The organism is Streptomyces atratus, assembly GCF_014648655.1.
In the GTDB taxonomy this organism is placed as follows: Bacteria; Actinomycetota; Actinomycetes; order Streptomycetales; family Streptomycetaceae; genus Streptomyces; species Streptomyces atratus.
This window is the reverse complement of sequence record NZ_BMRN01000078.1, coordinates 1-19317: the sequence shown is the minus strand read 5'-3', so window position 1 is coordinate 19317 and position 19317 is coordinate 1. Positions and strand designations below refer to the sequence as shown.

The following is a 19317-nucleotide window of genomic DNA, read 5'->3' as shown; positions in this document are numbered from 1 at the left end:
ACCGCTGTGGACCTCGGTTCCCGCCCTGAGCGCGAGGGCACGTCCGTCTTCATCTTTCCCCGACGCTGCCGTACCTGCCCGAAGGAGCCGATGTGTCACTGACGAAAGCTAGCCATTCCCGACGCGGGGATGAGGCGTACGACGTCCTCATTGCCCATACCTATGACTGTGCGTCGTGCCGAGCGAAGGCGCCCTGTCCCACAGCGGTCCTGCTCACGCCCCGGCCCTGAGAGACGGACGTGCCCACGGAACCGTCCACGACGCCCTCAGGTACCTTCGAGCGCGGCGTGGCGGCCTGGCGCAGACAAAGCCCGGGAAGGGCACCTGCGGCCCAGGGGCACGTAGAGACGATCTTGCTCGATGGTCAGGAGCACGAGTCCTGGTGCCGGAGACGACCCCGGCGGAGACGACCCGGGAGCGGGCACCGCCGCGGGGTGAGCCGGCGCCCGGCCGGGGGAAGGGGAAAGGCACTCTTCCCCTTTGAGGGAAGAGGTGTCGGCGGCTGCGTCACACTGACCCACCCCCCTGACCTGCAGAAAGGCGCTCCAGCAGATCCACCGTTGGCAACCCGTTGCGCAACCCGCTAAGCAACCAGTCAAGCAACCCGATACGCAACCTGTTAGGCAACCTGTTAGGCAACCTGCGGATCCGCTGGGACCTTTCGACTAGGTAGTAGCAATGACGGATCTGCCGCGCGGCGGAAGATCCAGCAGCATGGCGTGGAAGAGCGGCGCGTTCAGGAGGCGCGGGCGCAGGTCGCCCAGTGTCTGCCAGCCCCATGATTCGTACAGTGCCCGGACCTTGGGGTGGTCCTGGAGGACCAGGAGTGTGGCGCGCTGCTCGGGCCGGGCCGCGAGCAGTTCGTCGTGGAGTCGGCGTGCGGTGCCGGTCTTGCGCCAGGGGGTGCAGACCATCAGTTCGCTGAGTGCGTAGGTGCGTGTGCCGGTCTCGGTGAGGGTGTCGGCTGGTACGCGGGTGAGCAGTCCGCCCCACCAGCGGGCGCCGGGGGGAAGCGGCGCTCCGTAGGCGTAGCCGACGGGCTTCCCGTGGTCGTATCCGACGACGCAGTTCCAGCCGGGCCGGGCCATCCAGCTGTCGAGTCCTTCGGCGAACCGGTCGATGGCGCAGAACGGGTCGTTCTGCCCTTCCTTCGCGTAGACCTCGGCGTACACGTCAAGCAGGAGCGGGCGCAGGTGGGCGGCGTGGTGGTGGGTGTAGTGGCGGAGTTCTATGTCGGCGGTCACTTCGGGTGGTTCTCCTATGCGGCGGCGAGGGTGCGGTGGACGGTGGCGAGTCGGCCGGTGATGCTCTGGCTGCTGACGCGTGTGGTGTCGATGGCTGACGCGGTGGTTCGGGCACCTGCCATGTTTCCCCGGGCGATCTGGAGTTCGGCGAGCTGGACGCTGTAGTACGCGCGGCTGCGGCGCAGGCCGGGGTCGAGGAGCGTCAGGGCCTGGGCGGTGGCGGTCTCGGCGTCGGCGAGGTGTCCCATCGCCTGGTGGGTGATGGCGGCGAGTCCGCTGATCTCGGCGGCGGTGAGGAAGTTGAGCCATCGCGGTGCGGGTGCGATGGGGTCGATGCGGTCGTGTGCGGTCTGAGCGGCGAGCAGGGCACGGGCGGCGGCCGGGCGGTCGCCGGCGCGGGCGTGGCCGATGGCCAGGCGGGATTGGAGCAGGGCCGCGTAGCGCGGGTCCTGGCGGGCTTCGCGGCTGGCGAGGGCGGTCTGGCTGATGCGCAGGGCTTCGCGGTGGTGGCCGCCGCGGCGGGCGTGGACCGCAAGGTCGGACCAGGCACGGGCCTGGGCCCGGTGACTGGCTCCGAGGATGGCTCTCTGCAGCGCGGTGGTGCGCCACCGGTGTGCCGCGTCCAGGTCCCTGGCGTCGTCGGCGGCCCATCCGGCGGAGCTGCACAGTGATGCGATGGCGGTGTGGAGTGCCTGCTCGACGCGGGGCCCGTAGGTGCAGTGGTCGGCTGCGGTGGACAGGCGGTCGAGGTAGGCGGTCGCGACGGTCAGGAGGGGTTGGCCTCCGATGGCGCTGAAGTGGGCGTCGAGGCGGTCGATCCGCTCGCGGGCGCGTGCGACGTCGGTCATCGACAGGCGGCCGCTGGCGGGGGTTTCGTCGATGTTGAGGGCAAGGGCGACCGCTGCGGCGGCGGGCGCGGTGATGAAGCGGCGGCGGCGCACGGGCGCCTCCTTCGTCGGTGCGGGAGACCGTGGCGGGGCGGGCAGATTCGCGCTGTGTTTCCCTCTCGGGATGAAGCCGAGCGCCTGCGCCGGACGGTCGAAGAGCTGTTCCAGGGCGTGAAGGTAGCGGGTCCAGGGCCATTGGACTTCGCCGCTGATCCAGCGCCTGACGTGGCGGTCGGTGCACTTGCGGGGGTGGGTCTCTCCGAAGATCTGTGCGGTGATCCGGTTGATCTCGTTGGCCAGGCTCTGGTGCGTGAAGCCGTACTTGGCCATCACGGCTTCGAGTTGAGCGTTTCGCTGTCTGTCCATCGGTTCCCCCGTAGGTGCCGGTCGCGGCACAGACGGTAGTCCTGCCGCTTTTCTTCCGTTGGTAAAACTGTCCGGTCCCTGCTCGGTACTTGCCCGGAATCTGGCCTGAGCCCACCCGAACGTGTCGCGGTTGTCTGGGAGTACGCCGACAAACCGTCCCTGGGGAGGCCCCATGCCGAACTCGTCCGGCCACCGCCGCACTGCCCGGCCCTTACCGGCCAGGGTGCGCAGGAAGATCGCGGCTCTCCGGGCCCCGGCAGTGGCAGTGGGCGGGGCCCCCGTCGCGCCGGTGACCGCGGTGGCGCTGTATGCCGTGGTCCCGGTGCCGGCCATGGAGCACCTGGTGACGGCGCCCCTGGCTGCGCACGCGGAGGCGCAGGGCTGGGTCGTTCCGGCCGGCTGCGCGGTGACCGACAGCGGGCCGCTCGACCAGGAAACGGAGCTGCGGCCGGGCTGGGCACGGGTCCGCGCAGCGGTGGACGGCGGCCGGGTCGCCGGGATCGTCGTCCCCGCATTCGCGCACATCGCCTACCGCTGGCACGACTGGAACGCACAGCGGTCCTGGCTGCTGGGCCGGGGGCTGTTCGTCATCGCCACCGATCCGACCGACTTGGTCACGGGCCTGGAACCGGAGGAGTCACAGTCATGAGCGCGGTGTTGTACGACCCCGAGGCGCTCCTGGACCAGGAGCTGCCGCTCGACCGCGCGCCCATTACCGCGCTGGTCGATGCGATGCTGGCACGGAAGGACGCGAGCGGTCTGCGGGCGGGCGACTGCGCGCAGATCGCTCTGCTCCTCACCGGGCACGCCCGAATCGTCGCCGCCGAAGTCCGCCGGCACTTCGAGGCCCTGCCCAAGGACAGTGAGCTGCGGCCAGTGACCGACCAGGTCCTTCAGGAAGCGAAGCGCCGCCTGTCGGTGACCTCCCAGACCACCCTCGCGCACGCGCAGCAACGGGCCCGGCTGGTGAAGGCGCTGTACCGGGCACTGGACCAACTCGACAAGGCGCAGCCGGTTTCACCATCCTGACGTCTGGTGCTCCCCCTGCGTGGAGGCATGGAGCCCCTGGCTGGAATCCTTCTCCAGCCGGGGGTTTCTCCGCCTCATGAGCGCGGGCGCCTGTCAGCCCACCCACCCGATGTCACGGACCTCCAGGCCGTCGTGGTAAGCCACGCAGGAGACCCAGCACCGGGTACCGAACTCGTCGACGGCTTCCTCGCCACCGGATGTCGGCCACCGGTCGGGATGCTTCGCGACTTCGACGAGCAGGTTCTGCACCGCAGCCCGCGCTGCTGCGGACGGCAGACCGGCCATGACATCCGCAGCGAGCCACTCCAGCCGTACGTACCGCATTCGGCGCCCCCGTTGATCGGCAGGGACAGCGCGCTACAGCGGAGCGGCACGGCCTGCTGTGTCCTGTGGATAACCCGGTGGCATGCCTCGGCTTCATCGGACGGTGGCAATGACACCGAGGCATGCCACCAGGACCGCCGCGGCGCCCGTGGCGACCATCAACGGGGTGGCGAAGGCCGGATGCCGGTGCGCAATGTAGGCGACACCGCCCACCACAAGGAGGGTGACGAGGATCAGAAGGAGTAGAACCAGCAGGACGAACGAGGACACAAGGAATCTCCGTTTTCATGAGCGCACTTGAACTGAGTACAGGGCTAAAACAGTCTGTGATCCAGCCCCATTCGAGGGACCACACCATGACACCTTGCAGATTTACCAGTTACTTGGATTGCTATTTCGCGAATTATTCACCACTATTCGCTCAGATTGACTTGAGTCAACTTGCGACCGCCGCAAGCATCTCACCACTCATTTCTTATTCGATCTAATTCAATAATTAAGCTCTGGCGATGAAGTTGATGATTTTGTCGATGGCGCGGTTGACGGGGCGGGCAACGGCGTGGAAGACGCTCTTGACATTGTTGGCCAAGCTACCGATGCCGAGGAGCGAGGCGAGGAGGCCGATCAGTAGCGGGACGCTGGCGGCGAGTGCGGTCTCGACCATTTTGGGGACGCCTGCGGTGCCGCCGTTGGCGATGGCTATGACGGAGTCGAGGACGGCGTTGACGAATTCGATGATCTGGGCGCCCTGGTTCACGATGAACGTGACGATGTCGATGATTCCCTTGACCGCGCGGACGAATGCGGAGGCGGGGTGAGGAGGGAGACGATCCAGGTGATGCCCGCGATCATGACGGTGGGGATCAGGTAGCTGGTCAGTTTTTCGAGGATCGTGGCCTTGAGGTCGCCCGCTTCGGCGGTGATTTCCTTGACGGCGCCCGCGGGGCCCTCGCGGGCGAGGGTCTGGGCGACGGGGACGGAGGACTCGACGGCGCTCATGGCCTGGTCGGGGACGCCCTTGCGGGTGATGCGGGCGCGGATGTTGGCCCAGGTCAGGCCGAGGAGGGAGGCAATGAGCTGGATGATGCCCTTGAGGTCGAACTTCTGGGGGAGTTCGAGGCCCGCCTTGACCGCGGTGCCCAGCAGCCAGGACACGACGCCGGTCTTGAGGTGGTCGGCGATGTTGGTGATGAAGAGGTTGAGGCCCGCTCCCACCGCCTTGACCAGGTTGCCCAGGAAGCCGATCGGGTCCTTGATGATCTTCATGATCGCGGAGGCGGCCTTGGCGAGGATGCCGAGGAGGAGGTTCTTCAGTTCGTTGATCGTCTTGATCGCGCCGACGATCGCGTCCTTCGCCTTGTCGATCAGGCCCTTGTTGGCCTCCTGGAGCTTCTTGATCTCCTCGTCGATCTTGTTCAGGGCTGCCGTGTACTTCGTCGCGAGGTCCTGGACGAGCTGTTCGGACTTCTCGTTGACGGTGGCTTCCAGGTCGTCGAACTTCCCCGCGAAGTCCTTCGCCGCGTCCTCGCCGAACTGGCGCAGGTCGGAGGGAAGCCTGTCGACCTCCGCCTTCAGCTCGGTGCGGCCCTTGGCGATGCGGGCCTTGGCCTTGCCGAGTTCCGCGCCGATGATGTCGGCGACCGAGGAGATGACCGTCTGCATCTTCGCGACGTAGAGCTTGCGGGCCTCCTGATAGAGGTCGTTGGCCTCCTTGGGCAGGCCGGCGAACTTGTCCTTGACCCAGCGGGCCTTGCCCGTCCAGCCCGAGTACCGCTTGTCCTTGTAGGCCTTCATCCGGCGCTTGTGGTCCGCGGTGAACGCGTCCCGCGCGGCTTTCTCACCCGTCGTGAACGCGGTGTCGACCTTCTTGTCCAGGCCGGACAGGGTCTCCTCGACGTCCTTCTTCGTGCCGTCGTAGACCTTCTGCAGCTTCGCCGTGACCTCGGCGCGCTTCTTCTCGTCCTTCGACTTCGTCTCGCCCTTCCCGCCGTCGACCTGCTTGCCAGCCGAAGCCCAGGTCGCCGTCAGCGCGTTCATTGTCTGCGCCCCGGAGGCCGCCGCCCCGGCCTTCGCGGTACTCAACTGCTGTGCCTTGGAGAACTTGTCGGCGCCGTCAAGGTTTTTCGGGGCCTGGAAGTCGATGGCCTTGTTCACCGCGTCGATAAACGCCTGCTTGTTGAACTCGCCGGGCTTCGCAGCATTCATCTTCTCCGCGTTCGCCGCCTTGCCCTGCGCCTCCTTGTCGTCCCGCGGCGGGAGCGCGGAGGACTTGGCTCCATAGGTTGGACTGAAGGGCGAGCAGCATTTACGGGCGAGCTGGCCGAAGCCGGGCTCGTGGGGACTGGCCCTCGCCGCGGTTCAGCACGGGGTACAACGTGGGTCGGCTTTTGGGCAACCTCCTGACCTGCGCATTCGGGGGTTTGGGTCAGCGATCGGGTCAGGGGCGCTGAGGAGAGTTCACGGCATCACCTGAACGGGGAGCTGTCGTGACTGGACCACGAATCTTTGAGTCGCTGGATGCCGAATGGGCGTTGGCCTGCGCCGAGTCCGGGCGCGTCGAAATGGTGCTGGGCTGGCTACAGGAGGGCGGGGTCGTCCTCAGCAGCGGGTGCGCGGCTGGTCTTCAGGAAGTGCTGGCCGAATTGGAGTGCCGGGACCGGGCGCAGGGGCGTGTGCACAGTGACCGGTGGATGCGAGTGTTCCTGGAGCGGGCGGCCGGCGAGGGCGCAGGGGCGCAGTTGGCGGCGCGGGTGGTGGTCCAGGCGATGCTGCCGGGTGCGGTGCGGATGACTCAGCGGCTGCTGCGGGCCGGCCGGGATTTCGACGAGACAGGGCAGGTCGTCGTCGCGTGCCTGTATCAGGTGGTGCGGCGGTATCCGCTCGGCCGGAAGGGCGGGGTCGCGGCGAACCTTCTCCTGGAGACGCTGCATCTGGCGAGCCGTGAGCTGCAGGCGGACACGGAGACGGACGCGCTGCCGTGGCACCCCGTACTCGAATCCGCGGCCGTACCCGGCGAGCCGGCGGCGGACGATCCGGCGGAGACTGCCTGGCAGACGGCCCTCGGCCAGCAGGCCGTCGAGGCCGGGCTCATCTCGGCCGGTGAGATTCCGGACGGCGCGCGGGGCGAGTTGGTCGAGCTGCTGGTGTGGGCCGTGGCCGCCGGACTGCTCGATGCAGTGCGGGCGCGGGTGATCGCGGACGAGTCGCGGGCCGGGGCGCGGGAGAGCGCGGAGCGGGCCGGTGTGTCCGCGATTGCGTGGCGGCAGCGTCGGAGCCGGACCGTGCGGCAGTTGCGGGCGGTCGCTGACCAGTGGGTGCAGGCCGCGTGATGACGATTTCTCAGATTTCTCGGCTGCGGCTGTCACGTCTGGGGCGTGGGGGCTCCTTGGTCCGGGTGTGTGGCGGAACGGCTGCCGCACCTGGGCTTGGAAGGGGTGAGCAGGACGTGGCGGATCCGGTGCTCGCGACAGGGGACGGTGCAGACTTCGCGCTGCTGATGCAGGCACGTCGGCGGTTGCGTGATCTGGTGGTGCAGCTGGAGATGGCGCCGTTCGCGGACCGGACTGCGGCGTCCATGCGCGCCTATCTCGATGAGGATGCGGGACCGGCGCAGGCGGCGTTCGCCCGCTGGGCGGCGTTGCCGAAGGCGGCGCGGGACACGTTGGCTGCCCGGATGCGGCAGGAGCAGCCGTGAAGCGCCGCAAGGAGCATACGGAGGATGCGCTGCCGGCCGAGGCGGGCGGTTGGTCGCTGGGTTCCCTGGGCGCTGCGGCGAACACGGTGACGGTGATCCGCCGTACGGCTTGGGTCCTGTTGGTGGCCGGGCCGGTGCTGGCGGGGTGGGCGCTGGTGTCCCGGCCCGCGGTCGCACCGGCTGCAGCCCCGGTCCGTCAGGAGCAGCCGGCGGCCGGGCAGTCGGCGGGGCCGGGCGGGTTCGCCGAGCTGTTCGTGAGCGCGTATCTCGCGGCCGGGGAGGGCACGGAGGAGTCCTTGGCGCCGTTCCTGCCGAATGCCCGTGAGGTGAGTCTGACGGCGGATCCGGGTGTGCAGCGGGCGCAGGAGCTCGCGGCGGTGCGGGTGCGTCTCGTGTCCTCCGGCTACTGGTCGGTGACCGTGGCTGCCCGGGTGGCCCCGGTCGGTACCGCGGACGGGAAGAAGGAGCCGGGGCCGGGTGAGGTCAAGGCCGGGCCGGTGCTGCGGTATTTCCAGGTCCCGGTCAGGACCGGTGCGGGGGGTGCCTTGGCGGCTGCGGCTCTGCCGGCCGAAGTGGGCGCGCCGCTGTCCGGTGAGGCTCCGTCGCTGGCGTACGGGCAGTCGGTCCCGGTTCGCAGTACCGATCCGGCTGCGCAGACGCTTAACGGATTCTTCGCCGCCTATCTCGCCGGCAGCGGTGAGCTCGACCGCTATCTGTCCCCCGGTACGGCCCTGGCGGCGGTGTCGCCCGCGCCGTACACGCAGGTCGAGGTGGCCCGGCTCGCCGAGGTCGGCACGAACGACCCTGGCAGCGCCGGTCCGAAGTCGGACGGGGCGCGCAGGCAGCTCCTCGTCGACATCACCGCGTCCGATACCGGCGGTCAGAAGCGGCCGCTGGCGTACGCGATCACGATCACCGGGCGGGGCGGGCGCTGGGAGATCGCATCCGTGGAAGGCGCCCCCGTGCTGAGCAACGAGCCGGCCGGGGCCGAGAAGAAGGAGACCGCGCAGTGATGGACATGACGGTACTGGCCGGGGCAATCGACGACGTCGACCAGCTCGCCCAGAAGATCACAACTCTGCTGGTCGGCTCAGTGATGGGGCTCATGGTGGTCGCGTCAGTGGCAGCCGCCTGGGCCAAGACGAAGTCGGTGCTGGCCGGCGGTGTGGCATTGATCGGTGCAGCGGCGCTGTGGTTCGCGGCCGCGAGCGGCTGACCGCCTCGCAGACGGAGGTCGAGGTCCGTGCCATGACCGCCCTGTGTGTATGGGGCGGCACCCCCGAGGAGGCCGAGCGTCGGGCCGGGGAGCTCACCGGGCACTTCGCCGGCGACGAGTACACCTTCACCCGCCCGCGCGGCGAGCAGGAGAACCTCTGGCACGGGATGCTGCCCGGTACCCGCACCCCGCAGGTCATGGCCCAGTACGCGCAGTACCTGGTGGCGCGGGACTTCGCGATGGCCGGCCCGTTCACGGGCAGCGGACTCGGCGATGCCACGGGGCCTTTGTTCGGTCTGCATCTGGCCGGCGGCGGAGTCCGGCCGGTGCTGACGGACTGGACGCGCGGCCCACGGGAGAACACCTCGGCGACCGCAGCGTTCATCGGGGAGCTCGGTGCAGGCAAGACAACCGCGATGAAGTCGGCCGTGTACTCCGTGCTTGCCGCAGGGCGACGGATGCGGGGCGGCACACGGCGCGGCCGGGCCGTGATCGTGGACCGGACACCGCGGCAGGAATGGCTCCGCTACGCGCAGGCGTGCCCGGGTGAGACCGAGTGCATCACCATCGACGACCAGGCCGCCGTCTCCCTCGATCCGCTGCGCACGTTCACCGGGCGGGAAGCGCAGCGGTTCACCGAGAGCTTCTTGACGCTGCTGCTGGGGCTGGCTCCGATGAGTGATGAGGGCATCGCTCTGTCCGAGGCGGTCGAGGTGGTGCTGGCCGAGCCCCATCCCTCGATGCGGGTCCTGGTCGAGGAGCTCACCAACCGCGGTGCGTCCGGTGATACGCATTCGGCGATGGCTGCCCGCCGACTGTCGGCGGTGAGGCGCAAGGACCTGGCCCGCGCAGTGTTCGACGAATCGCTGCCCGTGGTCCGCGGCTCGTCGGCCGACACCCTGGTCTTCTCGGTGTCCTCGCTCGCGCTGCCCACCAAGAGCGAACTGCGCGGCGGCGGGGACCGGCTGGACAAGATGGAGTTCGAGAAGATCTTCGGGCGTGCGGTGATGTACCTGATCGCCGCTCTGTCCCGGAAGGTCGCGTACGCGGACCTGGACGAGTTCGCACTGGTGGTGTGGGACGAATGCTGGTGGCTGACCTCCAGCCCGGAGGGCCTGGCGCTGGCGCTTGAGCTGGTCAAGGACGGGCGCAAGCACAACGCGGGAGCGCTCTTCGGCGCCCACGACGCAGACGACATCGGCCCCGACGCCGACGAGAACGGGCAGATCCTGCGCGGCCTGATCCCCCGCAAGTTCGTGTTCCGGCACACGGATATCAACCTCGCCCGCCGGGCCCTGCGCTTCCTCGGCTGCAACCCCGACGACGAAGACCTCCTCACCCTGGTCACTACCGGGCTGTCCCCCAACAGCCCCGACCTCAGCGACGAGGAACGCGCCGCGCGGGCCGGCGAGTGCCTGCACCGCGATCTGACCGGGCGGATCGGCGCCATGCAGGTCACGCTGCCCGCCGACGAACAGGCCGTCGCTCACATCCACTCCCAGCCCATGCAGAGCGCAGCAACGTGACCAAGCGGGCCGCCGTACCGGCGGGAACACCGATACCGCGCACCCGGGCCCGGGGCATGCGCGTGCTGCAGGGAGTGAAGCGGTGGCTGCGTCCCGGGCGGTCCATGGCCGTGGGCCTGGCGCTGCTGGCGCTGTCGTGCCTGACATCGCTGGTGCTGGCGACCGTGACGGCCAGCGCGGCCCCGACACCGTCGCCGACGCCTTCGGTGGGCCCGACACTGCCCGGCCCGGACAACCCCCTCGACCCGACCCCGATGGTGCCCGATCCGGGAACCTCGGGCAGGCCGGACGACTCCCCGCTGATCCGCGACGGGATCAAGGAGGCCGAGGAGAAGGAGAAGGCCGCCCGCGCCGAGTTCGACGAGCTCGTGGCGAAGTACAAGAAGGACCGGGCCGCGCAGGGCGGGGTGTTGTCCGCGTTCGAGGTGACCGACCGGGACGGGAATCCCGTCAGCTCGTACCGCATCTACTCCGACACCGGGGACTGGAACGACTGGGACCTGAGCGTGGAGGGGTTCCTCGTCGAGATGATGTTCATGGGGAACAAGTGGATCGTCAGCTTCGCCTGCTTCCTCCTGACCTGGAGCCTGGCGTTCTCCCTGGCCGGGCTGATACTCAAGCCGGCGCTGCAGGTGTCGACGTCGCTGTACGGCGGGGTCGTCGTGCAGATGGGGCTGCCGGCGCTGTTCCTCACCTTCACGATGGTCGTCGCGTCGTGGCATCTGCTGTTCGGGAACCGGGTCCGCGGCTGGGGCGAGATGGCGGCGGCCCTGGTCATTTCCGCGCTCGCGCTCGGCGCCCTCGCCTCGCCCCCGCAGCTCCTGCTCAGCACCGACACCGGGGTAGTGGGCACGGTGCGGGCGCTGGCCGTCGAGACCGCCGCCCTGGTCCTGGACAAAGAGGCCATCGACACGAACCGGCCGACCACCGACAAAGAGTGGGAGAAGAAGCCTTCCGGGTCGACCGTGGGCGCGCAGGTCCGTTCGTCGCCGAGCGCGCTGGCCCGGCCGATCACCGATGCCCTCGTGGACGCGTTCGTCGCCCGGCCGGCCATGCTCCTGTCCTACGGGCGGACCTTCGACGGCAGTTGCGGGAAGAAGTTCCGCGACTCGCGGATCCAGCAGGCCGTGTTCGACCAGCTCGTCGACTCCACGATGGAGAAAGGCAAGTCCTTCCTCAAGGACCTGCCGTTCGGGATCGGGCTGCCCGACAACGTCAAGAACTGGATGGTCGACACCGCTGTCGATGGCACCTCCTCCCAGATGCTGGAACAGGTCCACGCGGCCGGCCCCATCAAGGCGTTCGAGAAGGCATGTGTGCCGAACGCCGGCACGCTGAAGAAGGCGTCGATGGACAAGGTCGGCGGCGCGCTCTTCATGCTCCTGGCCGCATTCCTCACCTGCGCGTTCGTCATCGTCCTGGACGGTGCGTTCCTCTTCGCCCAGCTGCAGATCGCCATCGAGGCGATGATCGCGAAGGTGGCCCTCGCGGCCGGGATCCTGCCCGGCCCCGGCCGGGCCTGGCTGTGGGACCGGGCCGCGGCCATCGCCCGCGGCCTCGCCCTGATGCTCGCCTCCATCGCCGCCCTGTCCGTCTTCAACGTCGTCGTCAACGCCGTACTGAACACACCGGAAAGCGACCTGCCGGGCGGTGTCACCGTCCGGTTCGTCCTCCTGGACTGCGTCTGCGTCGCCGCGTTCATCTACCGCAAGAAACTCGCCCGCTCCACCCGCGGAGCGGTGGCACGCGCCCGTCACCGCCTCGGCAACTCACCCCTGGGCGGCGCCACCTCACCCGCCCCCGCCAGTCCGCCACGGCGCGGCGGACTCGGCAAGGGCCTGCTGCTCGGCGGCCTCATGCTCGGCGCGGCCGTCGCCACCGGAGGAACCAGCGCCGCACTCGGCGGCGCCGGACGGATCGGCACCACCCGGCTCGCCACGCGGCCGGCTCGCCCACAGTGGCGGCCGCGCCGTGGCAGGACTGACACAGCTCACCGGCCGCACCATCGAAGCGGGCGCCAAAGGCACCGCGAAGGCCGGAATGTTCGGCCTCAAGGCCACCGTCGGACTGCCGGTGTACGGGCCGCGCGCGGCCCGCAAGGTCGGCGCCGCCGCGACCGCCCTGCCCGGCCAGGCAGCCAGCAGAGTCAGCAGCACCGTCCAGAACCTTCAGCAGGGCGCCCAGGCCCTCAATCGGAGTTACGTCCAGCCCGCCCAGCAGTTCGCCGAGGAGTACCGGCACAACGTGCGCTCACTCGGCCGGATCGTCCGAGGCCGGCCCGGCCTCGGCCCCTACACACCGCCCACCGCGCCCGGTGCCCGCCGCCCACCGGCACCAGCCACCCGGCCCGCCCCCGGCGCATCCCCGGCCCGTGCTCCGCTTGCCGCACCCGTCGCGCCTGCGGCCCGGCGCCGCCCCGCGCCTCCGCGCGTCGCGCAGCCGCCCACCAGCGCAGCCCAGGCCAGGCTCCAGCAGCAACTCCACCGCGTCCGGCAGCCACGCGCCACCAACGCCACTCCCCCGGCACCCCGTACAACGCGCCCCGTCATCACACAGCAGCCCCGTGCCACACAGGCCGCTCCGCCACCCGCTACCCCAGGACCCGTCACGAGACCACGCCGCCCCACACCTCGCACGCCGCGGCCCGTCACCGTAGTCAGGAGGCCGCTCTCCGGTCCGCCGCCGGAGGTCTTCTATCCACGCCCGTTGCCCCCTGAGGGACCGTCCGGGCCGGATCAGTCATGACCGGCACACGGAAGGCTGTCCTGGCAGGATCCGGGCTCCTGGTCCCGGTGGCGTTCGTGCTCGGTGTGCTGATTCTGTTCATCGCTGCCGTCGCAAACGGCGCGGCCGGGCACGAGGAAGCAGACGCGGCCCCGCCGGTCACCGGGGCTGCCCCGGGTGCGGTGGCCGGCATCAGCCCGGTGATGCTGTCCGCCTACACCCACGCTGCCGAGGAGGTCCGCACCCTGCGCCCGAAGTGCAAGGGCATGCGGTGGTCCGTCATCGCCGGAATCGGCAAGATCGAGTCCAACCACGCCGCCGGGCGCGGCATCACGGCCAGCGGCGACATCAGCCCGCGCATCCTCGGTGTCCGGCTCAACGGATCCGGGGCCGGAGGGAACACGACGTCGTTCTCCGACACCGACCGCGGCCGGCTCGATGGCGACACCGCGTACGACCGGGCCGTGGGCCCCATGCAGTTCCTGCCCTCCACCTGGAACGGCCCCAGCGGCCAGGACGGGAACGGTGATGGCGTGAAGAACCCACACAACGCGTTCGACGCAGCGCTCGGGACGGCCGTGTACCTGTGTGGCACCGGGACCACCGACCTGTCCCGAACCGACCAGCTACGCAAAGCGGTCTACCGCTACAACCACTCCAACACCTACGTGGACGACGTCACCGGCCACATCGCCGAGTACGACCGCCTCCCCGCCACCGGAAACAGGACAAGCGATACGGCGACCGGCCCGGCCGGCGCCGTCATCAACGCAGCCCTGGCGCAGCGCGGCACCCCCTATGTGTGGGGTGGCGGCAGCACCACGGGCCCGACTAAGGGCGGTTACGACTGCTCGGGTCTGATGTTCTACGCCTTCTACCAAGGCGCCCGGATCACGCTTCCCCGCACCTCCCAGCAGATGCGGCACTCCGGCACCCGGGTTCCCCGCTCGGAGATCCGGCCTGGCGACCTCATCGTCATCAATAACGACGGAAACTGGGGGCACGTCGGCCTCCACGCCGGCAACAACATCATGATCCACGCGCCCCGGCCAGGGAAGACCGTCGAGACCACCTCAACGTCCGGGTACTGGGAGCGGTACGACTGGGACGTACGCCGCGTGCTCTGATACCGCTGTAGGTTCCGAATAGAGATGTCGTTGTCCAAGTGACTTGTCATCAGCTTGTCGTTCGACTCGTCCGGCTAACGACCTGGGGAGCAATTGGGCTCGACGTCGCGGCTGCCGTGCTGGAGACGTTCCTTCTGCTGAGCCCTATTGCTTCTTGGGTCGCGACTTCGAGGCCGCCCAGATCAGTTGCAGCTGCCCGATCTCAGCGACGTTCTTCATCAGCTCGGCGTTCAGCCAGGCGATCATGTGTCCGATGGTGTTGTCCGGAGGGGTCTGCCACGGCAGCGTGGAGGCGGCGTCCAGATCGGCGTCGGTGAGTTTGTCGAGGACCGCCAGCCACTGGGTACGCAGATCCTGTAGCCAGGCGACGGTCGCCGGTCCGTTGCCGGGCCAGGTGATGTCGGTACGCTCCCGGGGCGTACGTCCCTGTGCGTGATCGATGGCAGTGCTCCACCACCAGCCGATGTGCCAGCTCACCCAGCCGATGGTGGGAACCGGAACGGGGTCGGGCTCGGTGTTGGCCCAGTCCGGCAGCCAGTTCCCGGCGGCGTCCGGGCGCACTGTCCAGGTCAGGTCAGTGGGCTCCCACAGAAAGGCCTCGGGTGCGAGCCGCTCCAGGTGGTACTCGAACAGTGACCACGTCATGTCGAACTGCCAGCGCAGTAACTCACGGCGGGGATTCCTCATCGTTCGATCCTCGCATGGTGCCCTGGAGGGCAGCCGTCACGTCGCCTGGTGTGGTGCATCAGGGTGTCACGGTGTAGCGCGCAGCAGGCCCATCGCGTGAGATGAATCCGCGCGAGCGTCGCGGGCGAATGCGAGCAGGTCAGATCAGGCCGTGACGGAGAAGGGCCGTACGGGTTAGGTGAGTTGTGAAGCTGACCTGGGCCCGTACAGCCTGCTCCCATCCTGCCCTGTCCGGGGTCTCCCGCGCACATTTCGGCGATTTACTCCAAGAACTCGCGCCCAGGTGAACGGCGGTCCGCGAGTCCGCGTTGCATGAGCGGCGCGGGGGTGCCCGGCGCCGGGCGGCTGGGGCGGGCCGTAAGCAGAAGCTGGTCTTCCCCGACCGGCTGCTGGCCACCCTCGTCCACTTGCGGCTCGGGCTTCCGCATGCCGCCCTGGCCGAGCTGTTCGATGTCGACCGCTCCACCATCTCCACTGCGATCCGCGAGGTCCGGCCGCTGCTCGCGGCCCGTGGCTTCGCCGTCCCCGACCGGCGCGGCCTGCGCCTGCGGACCTTGGAGGATGTCTTCGCCTACGCCGAAGCCGAAGGCGTCGACCTCCGCATCGATGGCACGGAAGTCCAGGTCAGACGTCCCAAGGCCGGGCGCGCCGGACGTAAGGCGTTCGTCTCCGGCAAGAAGAAGCAGAACACCATCAAGACGACTACGTTCAGCGATCACCAAGGCCGTACCCTGTTCTCCGGCGTGACGCGGCCGGGCCGCGTGCACGACCAGACCGCCGTGCGCATGGTCTCCGACCGCTCCGCCCGCAGGGCAACCCGCCGCAGGACGAGTACCGAGCTGGTGCCCGTCCGCACGACAACCTGCTGATCACCCGACAGCCAAACCCCCAGGCCAGCACGTCCCGATCCCAATTGTCCCCGTGATCGTAAGAACTCCTAATGTCCTGTCGCGTTGAACCTGTCGGATTCCCACCCGTTCTCGTTTGTGCTGTCCGCTTCTCATCCGGGCACGTGCTGAGAGACGATGCCTCGTCTCTCGTGGGACCTCAGCTCACTTCGCCGGAACCTGACGGATCGGAGACGTCGACGGTGTCAGGTCCGCAGACGAGGTCGGCCACGCGACGTCATCGATGGCGAGCCACGGCGCAGCGGCTACGGCGGTGGGTGTCACCCCGGTGAACGCTTTGACCTCGCGGTGGAGGTGGGCCTGGTCGACGTAGCCGCTTGCGGCCGCCACCTGGGCGGCGGCGTTACCCGCCGCAAGGAGATGGGCGGCGTGGTCGAAGCGCACCAGCCGGGCGGCGTGCTTGGGGGTGAGGCCGATCTGGGACCGGAAGCGGGACCACAGGCGCTTACGGCTCCATCCCACCTCGTTCGCCAGGCTGTCGACGCGCACCCGTCCCCGGCTGGTGAGCATCAGCCACCAGGCAGCGGCCACCCCTGGATCAAGCGACGGGCGGGCGCTCATCCGTCGGCCAAGGGCATCCACTGCGATCGTGAACCGCTCGTCCCACGACGCGGCGGCCCGCAGCCTTTCCTCGGCTCGCCCGGCGTCGCGGCCCCAGACATCCTCCAGGGAGACCACCGTCCCGCTGAGGTCGGTCGATGCGCCGAACACCGCAACCGCCAGGACCGGCGACAGCCGGATCTGGAGGCACTCGATCCCCCCGGCCGCCCGGCCTCCGAGCCGAAGGTCGCCCGGTACCAGTCCAACGACCGTGCTGCCGCATTCGCGCCGGCCGTGGGCGTCGTAGACAAGGCCGTCTCCGTCGCTCAGGTCCACGAACAGAGTGACCGAGGGGTGCGCCACCATGGCGATATCCACGCGCGCCGGAGCACGTTGGCGGAACCCAGCCATGCTGACCCCCGGCAGCCGGCCCGGTTGCCGGGGCACGGCGACCTCTACCGACGCCCAGTCAGGTGGTGATTCGGTGGACCTCACAGCACCAGGCTAGGCGATGGGTGTCAGCGGCCCGTCGCTGCGAAGCGCAGCAGCAACTTGCTGGTCGCCTCCGGCGCTTCGAGCATGGGGAAGTGCCCGACGTCGGGCAGCTGCTCGACTCGCGCGTTCGGCACCGTGTCGTAGTGGTGCGCCGAAGACGGATCCCAGCGGGGGTCGGCAGCGCCGAAGATCACCAGAACCGGGACGTCGAGTGCGGTCAGGCGCGCGGGTACGCTCCTCTCGGCGATGTACGCGCCGTTTTGGCGCAGCACCGTCCTGAACGTGCGGTAGCCAATGCCCCGTACGTCGGCGACCAGGTCGTCCGGGACGTCCACCGGGCGGTTGCACACCGCGGTCACCCCCCGGCGGAGCATCGCGTCGGAACGGACTCTCCATAGAAGCGGGCCGAGCGGCGGGTCAATCAGGACCCGAAGGAGGACGGGCTGCGGAAGGAGCGCGTCGGGACTCGGGCCACTGCTGATCAGTGCGAGCGAACCCACCAGGTCCGGGCGCTGTACGGCGAGGGCGGTGGCGATGTATCCGCCGCTGGAGTGCCCGGCCACGGTGACCGGACGAAGGCCGAGCTTATCGAGCGCCGTGGCCAGGCTGGCTGCCTGCTCAGGCACGTCGTACGACGGCGCGGGCGGGGACTGACCGTGGCCCGGGAGGTCGATCCGGATGACGTGGTACCGGCTGGCCAGTGCCGGCACTACCGGGCCCCAGGAGTTGCCCGAGGCCCCCGATCCGTGGATGAGCACTAGCGGCGGCGCCTCCCGCGGGCCGTCGTGGACCACGTGCATCCCGTGCAAATGCTTACCGTCGTAGATACCCATACACGGGAGGATGCCTGGGCTGCCGGCCCTCGGTCTTGTACAAATGTCGTCACGGGGCCGGCGATCGCCAGGCTTCCGTCTCCACGGCGAGCGGGACTTCCGCGAAAGCCAGGCCGTTTGAGATCGGCAGCCATCGGCAGTCTCGAACTACCTGGCATTCATGCAGGTCAACGAGCCCCTATGTACCAGCTGCACCGCGACAGGACACCTAACGAAATGATCTCCGAGGTGGTTGGATCATTCCGGGACTGATGATCCAGGGGTGTGGGGTGGCTCGGCCGAAGCCGTGGAACATCGATGACGAGTTGTGGGCGGTGATCGAGCCACTGTTGCCCAAGGTCGAGCGTCGGACCCGGCACCCGGGGCGCAAGCGGCATCCGGACCGGCTGGTATTCCAGGGCATCCAGTTCGTGCTGCACACTGGGACCGCCTGGGAACATCTGCCGCAGGAACTCGGCTTCGGCTCGGGCATGACCTGCTGGCGGCGGCTGGCCGAGTGGGCCGAGGCAGGTGTGTGGCCCCGGCTGCACGAGGCCCTCCTCGTCAGGCTCCGCAGCGCGAACGCCCTGGACTTCTCCCGGGCGGCGGCCGACGGCTCCCACATCCGGGCATTAAAAGGGGCCCCAAGACGGGACGAAGCCCCGTTGACCAGGGCAGAGCGGGCAGCAAGCATCATCTGATCACCGATGCCACCGGCATCCCGCTCGCCGCCACCTTGACTGGCGGCAACCGCAACGACGTCACCCAGCGCATCCCACTCCTGCAGGCCGTGCCACCGGTGCGGGGTAAGCGGGGCCGGCCCCGTTACCGCCCCGATGTGGCGCTGGGGGATCGCGGCTACGACCATGACAAGTACCGCCGTCTCGTCTGGAACCTCGGCGTGAAGCCGCTGATCGCCCGCCGCGGCACCGAGCACGGCTCCGGCCTGGGCAAGCAACGCTGGGTCGTAGAGCGCGCGTTCGCCCACCTGCACTGGTTCCGCCGACTGCGGATCCGCTGGGAGATCCGCGACGACATCCACGAAGCCTTCCTCACCCTCGGATGCGCACTCATCTGCTGGCGGCGACTGCGCGCTCTGGTGACCGATGCCGTGGGCTAGTTAGCCGCCGCTAGCCGGTTAAGAACTTCCTTGGGGGTGAAGCTCCAGCCGACCAGGCGTGGCCCGCTCCAGTTGATGCCGATCACGAGTCCATCCCGGGCGGCATCGGGCAGTGCGCGATCGCACCAGGTGTCCAAGGGCATGGACTCAACGCGGAGCCCACGCCCCCAGATCTTCGCTGCCCTCTGGGCGCGGGGCGAGGTCGACCAGAAGGGAAGACTTCGCGTGCCGTCCGCGGAAAGGTGAGTCGGGCTTCCGTCGTCATCCCGGACAAGCCAGACCACTCTGCTTTCGCGGACGTCTCGGAAGAATGCCGCCGCTTGCGAACCGCTCTGACTCATGGCCACCGAGCCTACCGTTCCCCAACAACCATTTCGTTAGGAGTTCTAAGTCTCCACTCGGTTCGGCGCCAGCGTCACGTTGGCAGTCCGCAGTCCGCAGTCCAGTCTTTCGTTTGATTTGCCCGCCTTTCCGCTCAGGCTAGCGCTGGTGGCGGCCAGTGTCCTGGTGTCGAAGGGGCTTTCCCCTTGATCGTGGACACCGGTTGTCATGCGGCGGTGGCCAGCGTAGTTGATCGTTGTTCGTAGGCGATCGGGCTGATCTGGCCGAGGCGGGAGT

Annotated in this window: 20 protein-coding genes and 1 pseudogene; 11 read left to right on the top strand and 10 right to left on the bottom strand. The window is 68.9% G+C overall.

Annotation, left to right across the window (positions count from 1 at the left end; genetic code table 11):
• Positions 1-665: 665 nt before the first annotated feature.
• Both IEZ15_RS41165 and IEZ15_RS41160 read right to left on the bottom strand, forming a co-directional pair.
• Positions 666-1244 carry a GNAT family N-acetyltransferase gene (locus IEZ15_RS41165; RefSeq protein WP_189282090.1) on the bottom strand — a complete coding sequence of 193 codons (579 nt, stop codon included), beginning with the start codon at positions 1242-1244 and terminating at the stop codon, positions 666-668.
• Positions 1245-1258: 14 nt separating this feature from the next.
• A complete protein-coding gene (locus IEZ15_RS41160) occupies positions 1259-2497 on the bottom strand; it encodes an NsdA family TPR-like regulatory protein (RefSeq protein ID WP_229846497.1) in 1239 nt (412 codons plus the stop codon).
• A 172-nt stretch (positions 2498-2669) separates the two neighbouring features.
• Here IEZ15_RS41160 and IEZ15_RS41155 point away from each other — a divergent pair, with 172 nt between their 5' ends.
• Together IEZ15_RS41155 and IEZ15_RS41150 are read left to right on the top strand one after the other, a co-directional pair.
• Complete coding sequence (locus tag IEZ15_RS41155; RefSeq protein WP_189282089.1) at positions 2670-3146, top strand: hypothetical protein; 477 nt, start codon at positions 2670-2672, stop codon at positions 3144-3146.
• Entirely contained in the window at positions 3143-3526 is a 384-nt protein-coding gene (locus IEZ15_RS41150) for a DUF6415 family natural product biosynthesis protein (RefSeq protein WP_189282088.1), read from the top strand. The genes IEZ15_RS41155 and IEZ15_RS41150 overlap by 4 nt, the downstream gene beginning before the upstream one ends.
• A 93-nt stretch (positions 3527-3619) precedes the next feature.
• Here the strand turns inward: IEZ15_RS41150 and IEZ15_RS41145 are convergent, their stop codons facing one another.
• The 4 genes from IEZ15_RS41145 to IEZ15_RS41135 all read right to left on the bottom strand — a co-directional run bounded on the left by IEZ15_RS41145 (position 3620) and on the right by IEZ15_RS41135 (position 6055).
• A complete protein-coding gene (locus IEZ15_RS41145) occupies positions 3620-3850 on the bottom strand; it encodes a hypothetical protein (protein ID WP_189282087.1) in 231 nt (76 codons plus the stop codon).
• Positions 3851-3943: 93 nt separating this feature from the next.
• A complete protein-coding gene (locus IEZ15_RS41140; protein ID WP_189282086.1) occupies positions 3944-4120 on the bottom strand; it encodes a hypothetical protein in 177 nt (58 codons plus the stop codon).
• 226 nt (positions 4121-4346) lie between these two features.
• Positions 4347-4607 (bottom strand): hypothetical protein, encoded by a 261-nt coding sequence (locus IEZ15_RS45980; protein ID WP_229846496.1) that lies wholly within the window; start codon positions 4605-4607, stop codon positions 4347-4349.
• Positions 4604-6055, bottom strand: a complete 1452-nt coding sequence (locus IEZ15_RS41135) for a phage tail family protein (RefSeq protein WP_229846495.1) — start codon at positions 6053-6055, stop codon at positions 4604-4606. The genes IEZ15_RS45980 and IEZ15_RS41135 overlap by 4 nt, the downstream gene beginning before the upstream one ends.
• A 281-nt stretch (positions 6056-6336) precedes the next feature.
• On the opposite strand from IEZ15_RS41135, the gene IEZ15_RS41130 reads away from it, so the two are divergent.
• The 7 genes from IEZ15_RS41130 (at position 6337) to IEZ15_RS41100 (ending at position 14137) form a co-directional block, all read left to right on the top strand.
• Positions 6337-7179: a hypothetical protein gene (locus IEZ15_RS41130; RefSeq protein ID WP_229846494.1), complete on the top strand. Its 843-nt coding sequence runs from the start codon at positions 6337-6339 to the stop codon at positions 7177-7179.
• Between the two features lie 116 nt (positions 7180-7295).
• Positions 7296-7544, top strand: coding sequence for a hypothetical protein (locus IEZ15_RS41125; RefSeq protein ID WP_189282085.1), 249 nt, complete (start codon positions 7296-7298; stop codon positions 7542-7544).
• Positions 7541-8557: a conjugal transfer protein gene (locus IEZ15_RS41120; protein WP_189282084.1), complete on the top strand. Its 1017-nt coding sequence runs from the start codon at positions 7541-7543 to the stop codon at positions 8555-8557. The genes IEZ15_RS41125 and IEZ15_RS41120 overlap by 4 nt, the downstream gene beginning before the upstream one ends.
• Positions 8557-8760, top strand: a complete 204-nt coding sequence (locus IEZ15_RS41115; RefSeq protein ID WP_189282083.1) for a hypothetical protein — start codon at positions 8557-8559, stop codon at positions 8758-8760. The genes IEZ15_RS41120 and IEZ15_RS41115 overlap by 1 nt, the downstream gene beginning before the upstream one ends.
• A 32-nt stretch (positions 8761-8792) precedes the next feature.
• Complete coding sequence (locus IEZ15_RS41110; RefSeq protein ID WP_189282082.1) at positions 8793-10286, top strand: ATP-binding protein; 1494 nt, start codon at positions 8793-8795, stop codon at positions 10284-10286.
• A complete protein-coding gene (locus tag IEZ15_RS41105) occupies positions 10283-13003 on the top strand; it encodes a hypothetical protein (protein ID WP_189282081.1) in 2721 nt (906 codons plus the stop codon). Before IEZ15_RS41110 ends, IEZ15_RS41105 begins: the two co-directional genes overlap by 4 nt.
• Before the next feature lie 24 nt (positions 13004-13027).
• On the top strand, positions 13028-14137 hold the full coding sequence (locus tag IEZ15_RS41100; RefSeq protein WP_189282080.1) for a C40 family peptidase: 1110 nt from the start codon (positions 13028-13030) through the stop codon (positions 14135-14137).
• A 144-nt stretch (positions 14138-14281) separates the two neighbouring features.
• On the opposite strand, the gene IEZ15_RS41095 is transcribed toward IEZ15_RS41100, so the two are convergent.
• Complete coding sequence (locus IEZ15_RS41095) at positions 14282-14824, bottom strand: DinB family protein (protein ID WP_189282079.1); 543 nt, start codon at positions 14822-14824, stop codon at positions 14282-14284.
• A 185-nt stretch (positions 14825-15009) separates the two neighbouring features.
• Here IEZ15_RS41095 and IEZ15_RS41090 point away from each other — a divergent pair.
• Positions 15010-15609: pseudogene (locus tag IEZ15_RS41090) on the top strand (transposase); the annotation flags it as partial.
• 267 nt (positions 15610-15876) lie between these two features.
• Here the strand turns inward: IEZ15_RS41090 and IEZ15_RS41085 are convergent.
• Both IEZ15_RS41085 and IEZ15_RS41080 read right to left on the bottom strand, forming a co-directional pair.
• Positions 15877-16683 carry a helix-turn-helix domain-containing protein gene (locus IEZ15_RS41085; protein WP_189282077.1) on the bottom strand — a complete coding sequence of 269 codons (807 nt, stop codon included), beginning with the start codon at positions 16681-16683 and terminating at the stop codon, positions 15877-15879.
• A 107-nt stretch (positions 16684-16790) separates the two neighbouring features.
• On the bottom strand, positions 16791-17600 hold the full coding sequence (locus IEZ15_RS41080) for an alpha/beta fold hydrolase (protein ID WP_189282076.1): 810 nt from the start codon (positions 17598-17600) through the stop codon (positions 16791-16793).
• A gap of 251 nt (positions 17601-17851) precedes the next feature.
• On the opposite strand from IEZ15_RS41080, the gene IEZ15_RS41075 reads away from it, so the two are divergent.
• Positions 17852-18699 (top strand): IS5 family transposase gene (locus tag IEZ15_RS41075; protein ID WP_229846493.1). Its coding sequence is split into 2 segments (ribosomal slippage): positions 17852-18215 and positions 18215-18699, totalling 849 coding nucleotides; the frame shifts between segments, so codons are not numbered across the junction.
• On the opposite strand, the gene IEZ15_RS41070 is transcribed toward IEZ15_RS41075, so the two are convergent.
• Positions 18696-19040 (bottom strand): DUF2750 domain-containing protein, encoded by a 345-nt coding sequence (locus tag IEZ15_RS41070; protein WP_114243013.1) that lies wholly within the window; start codon positions 19038-19040, stop codon positions 18696-18698. The genes IEZ15_RS41075 and IEZ15_RS41070 overlap by 4 nt on opposite strands.
• Positions 19041-19317: the final 277 nt, after the last annotated feature.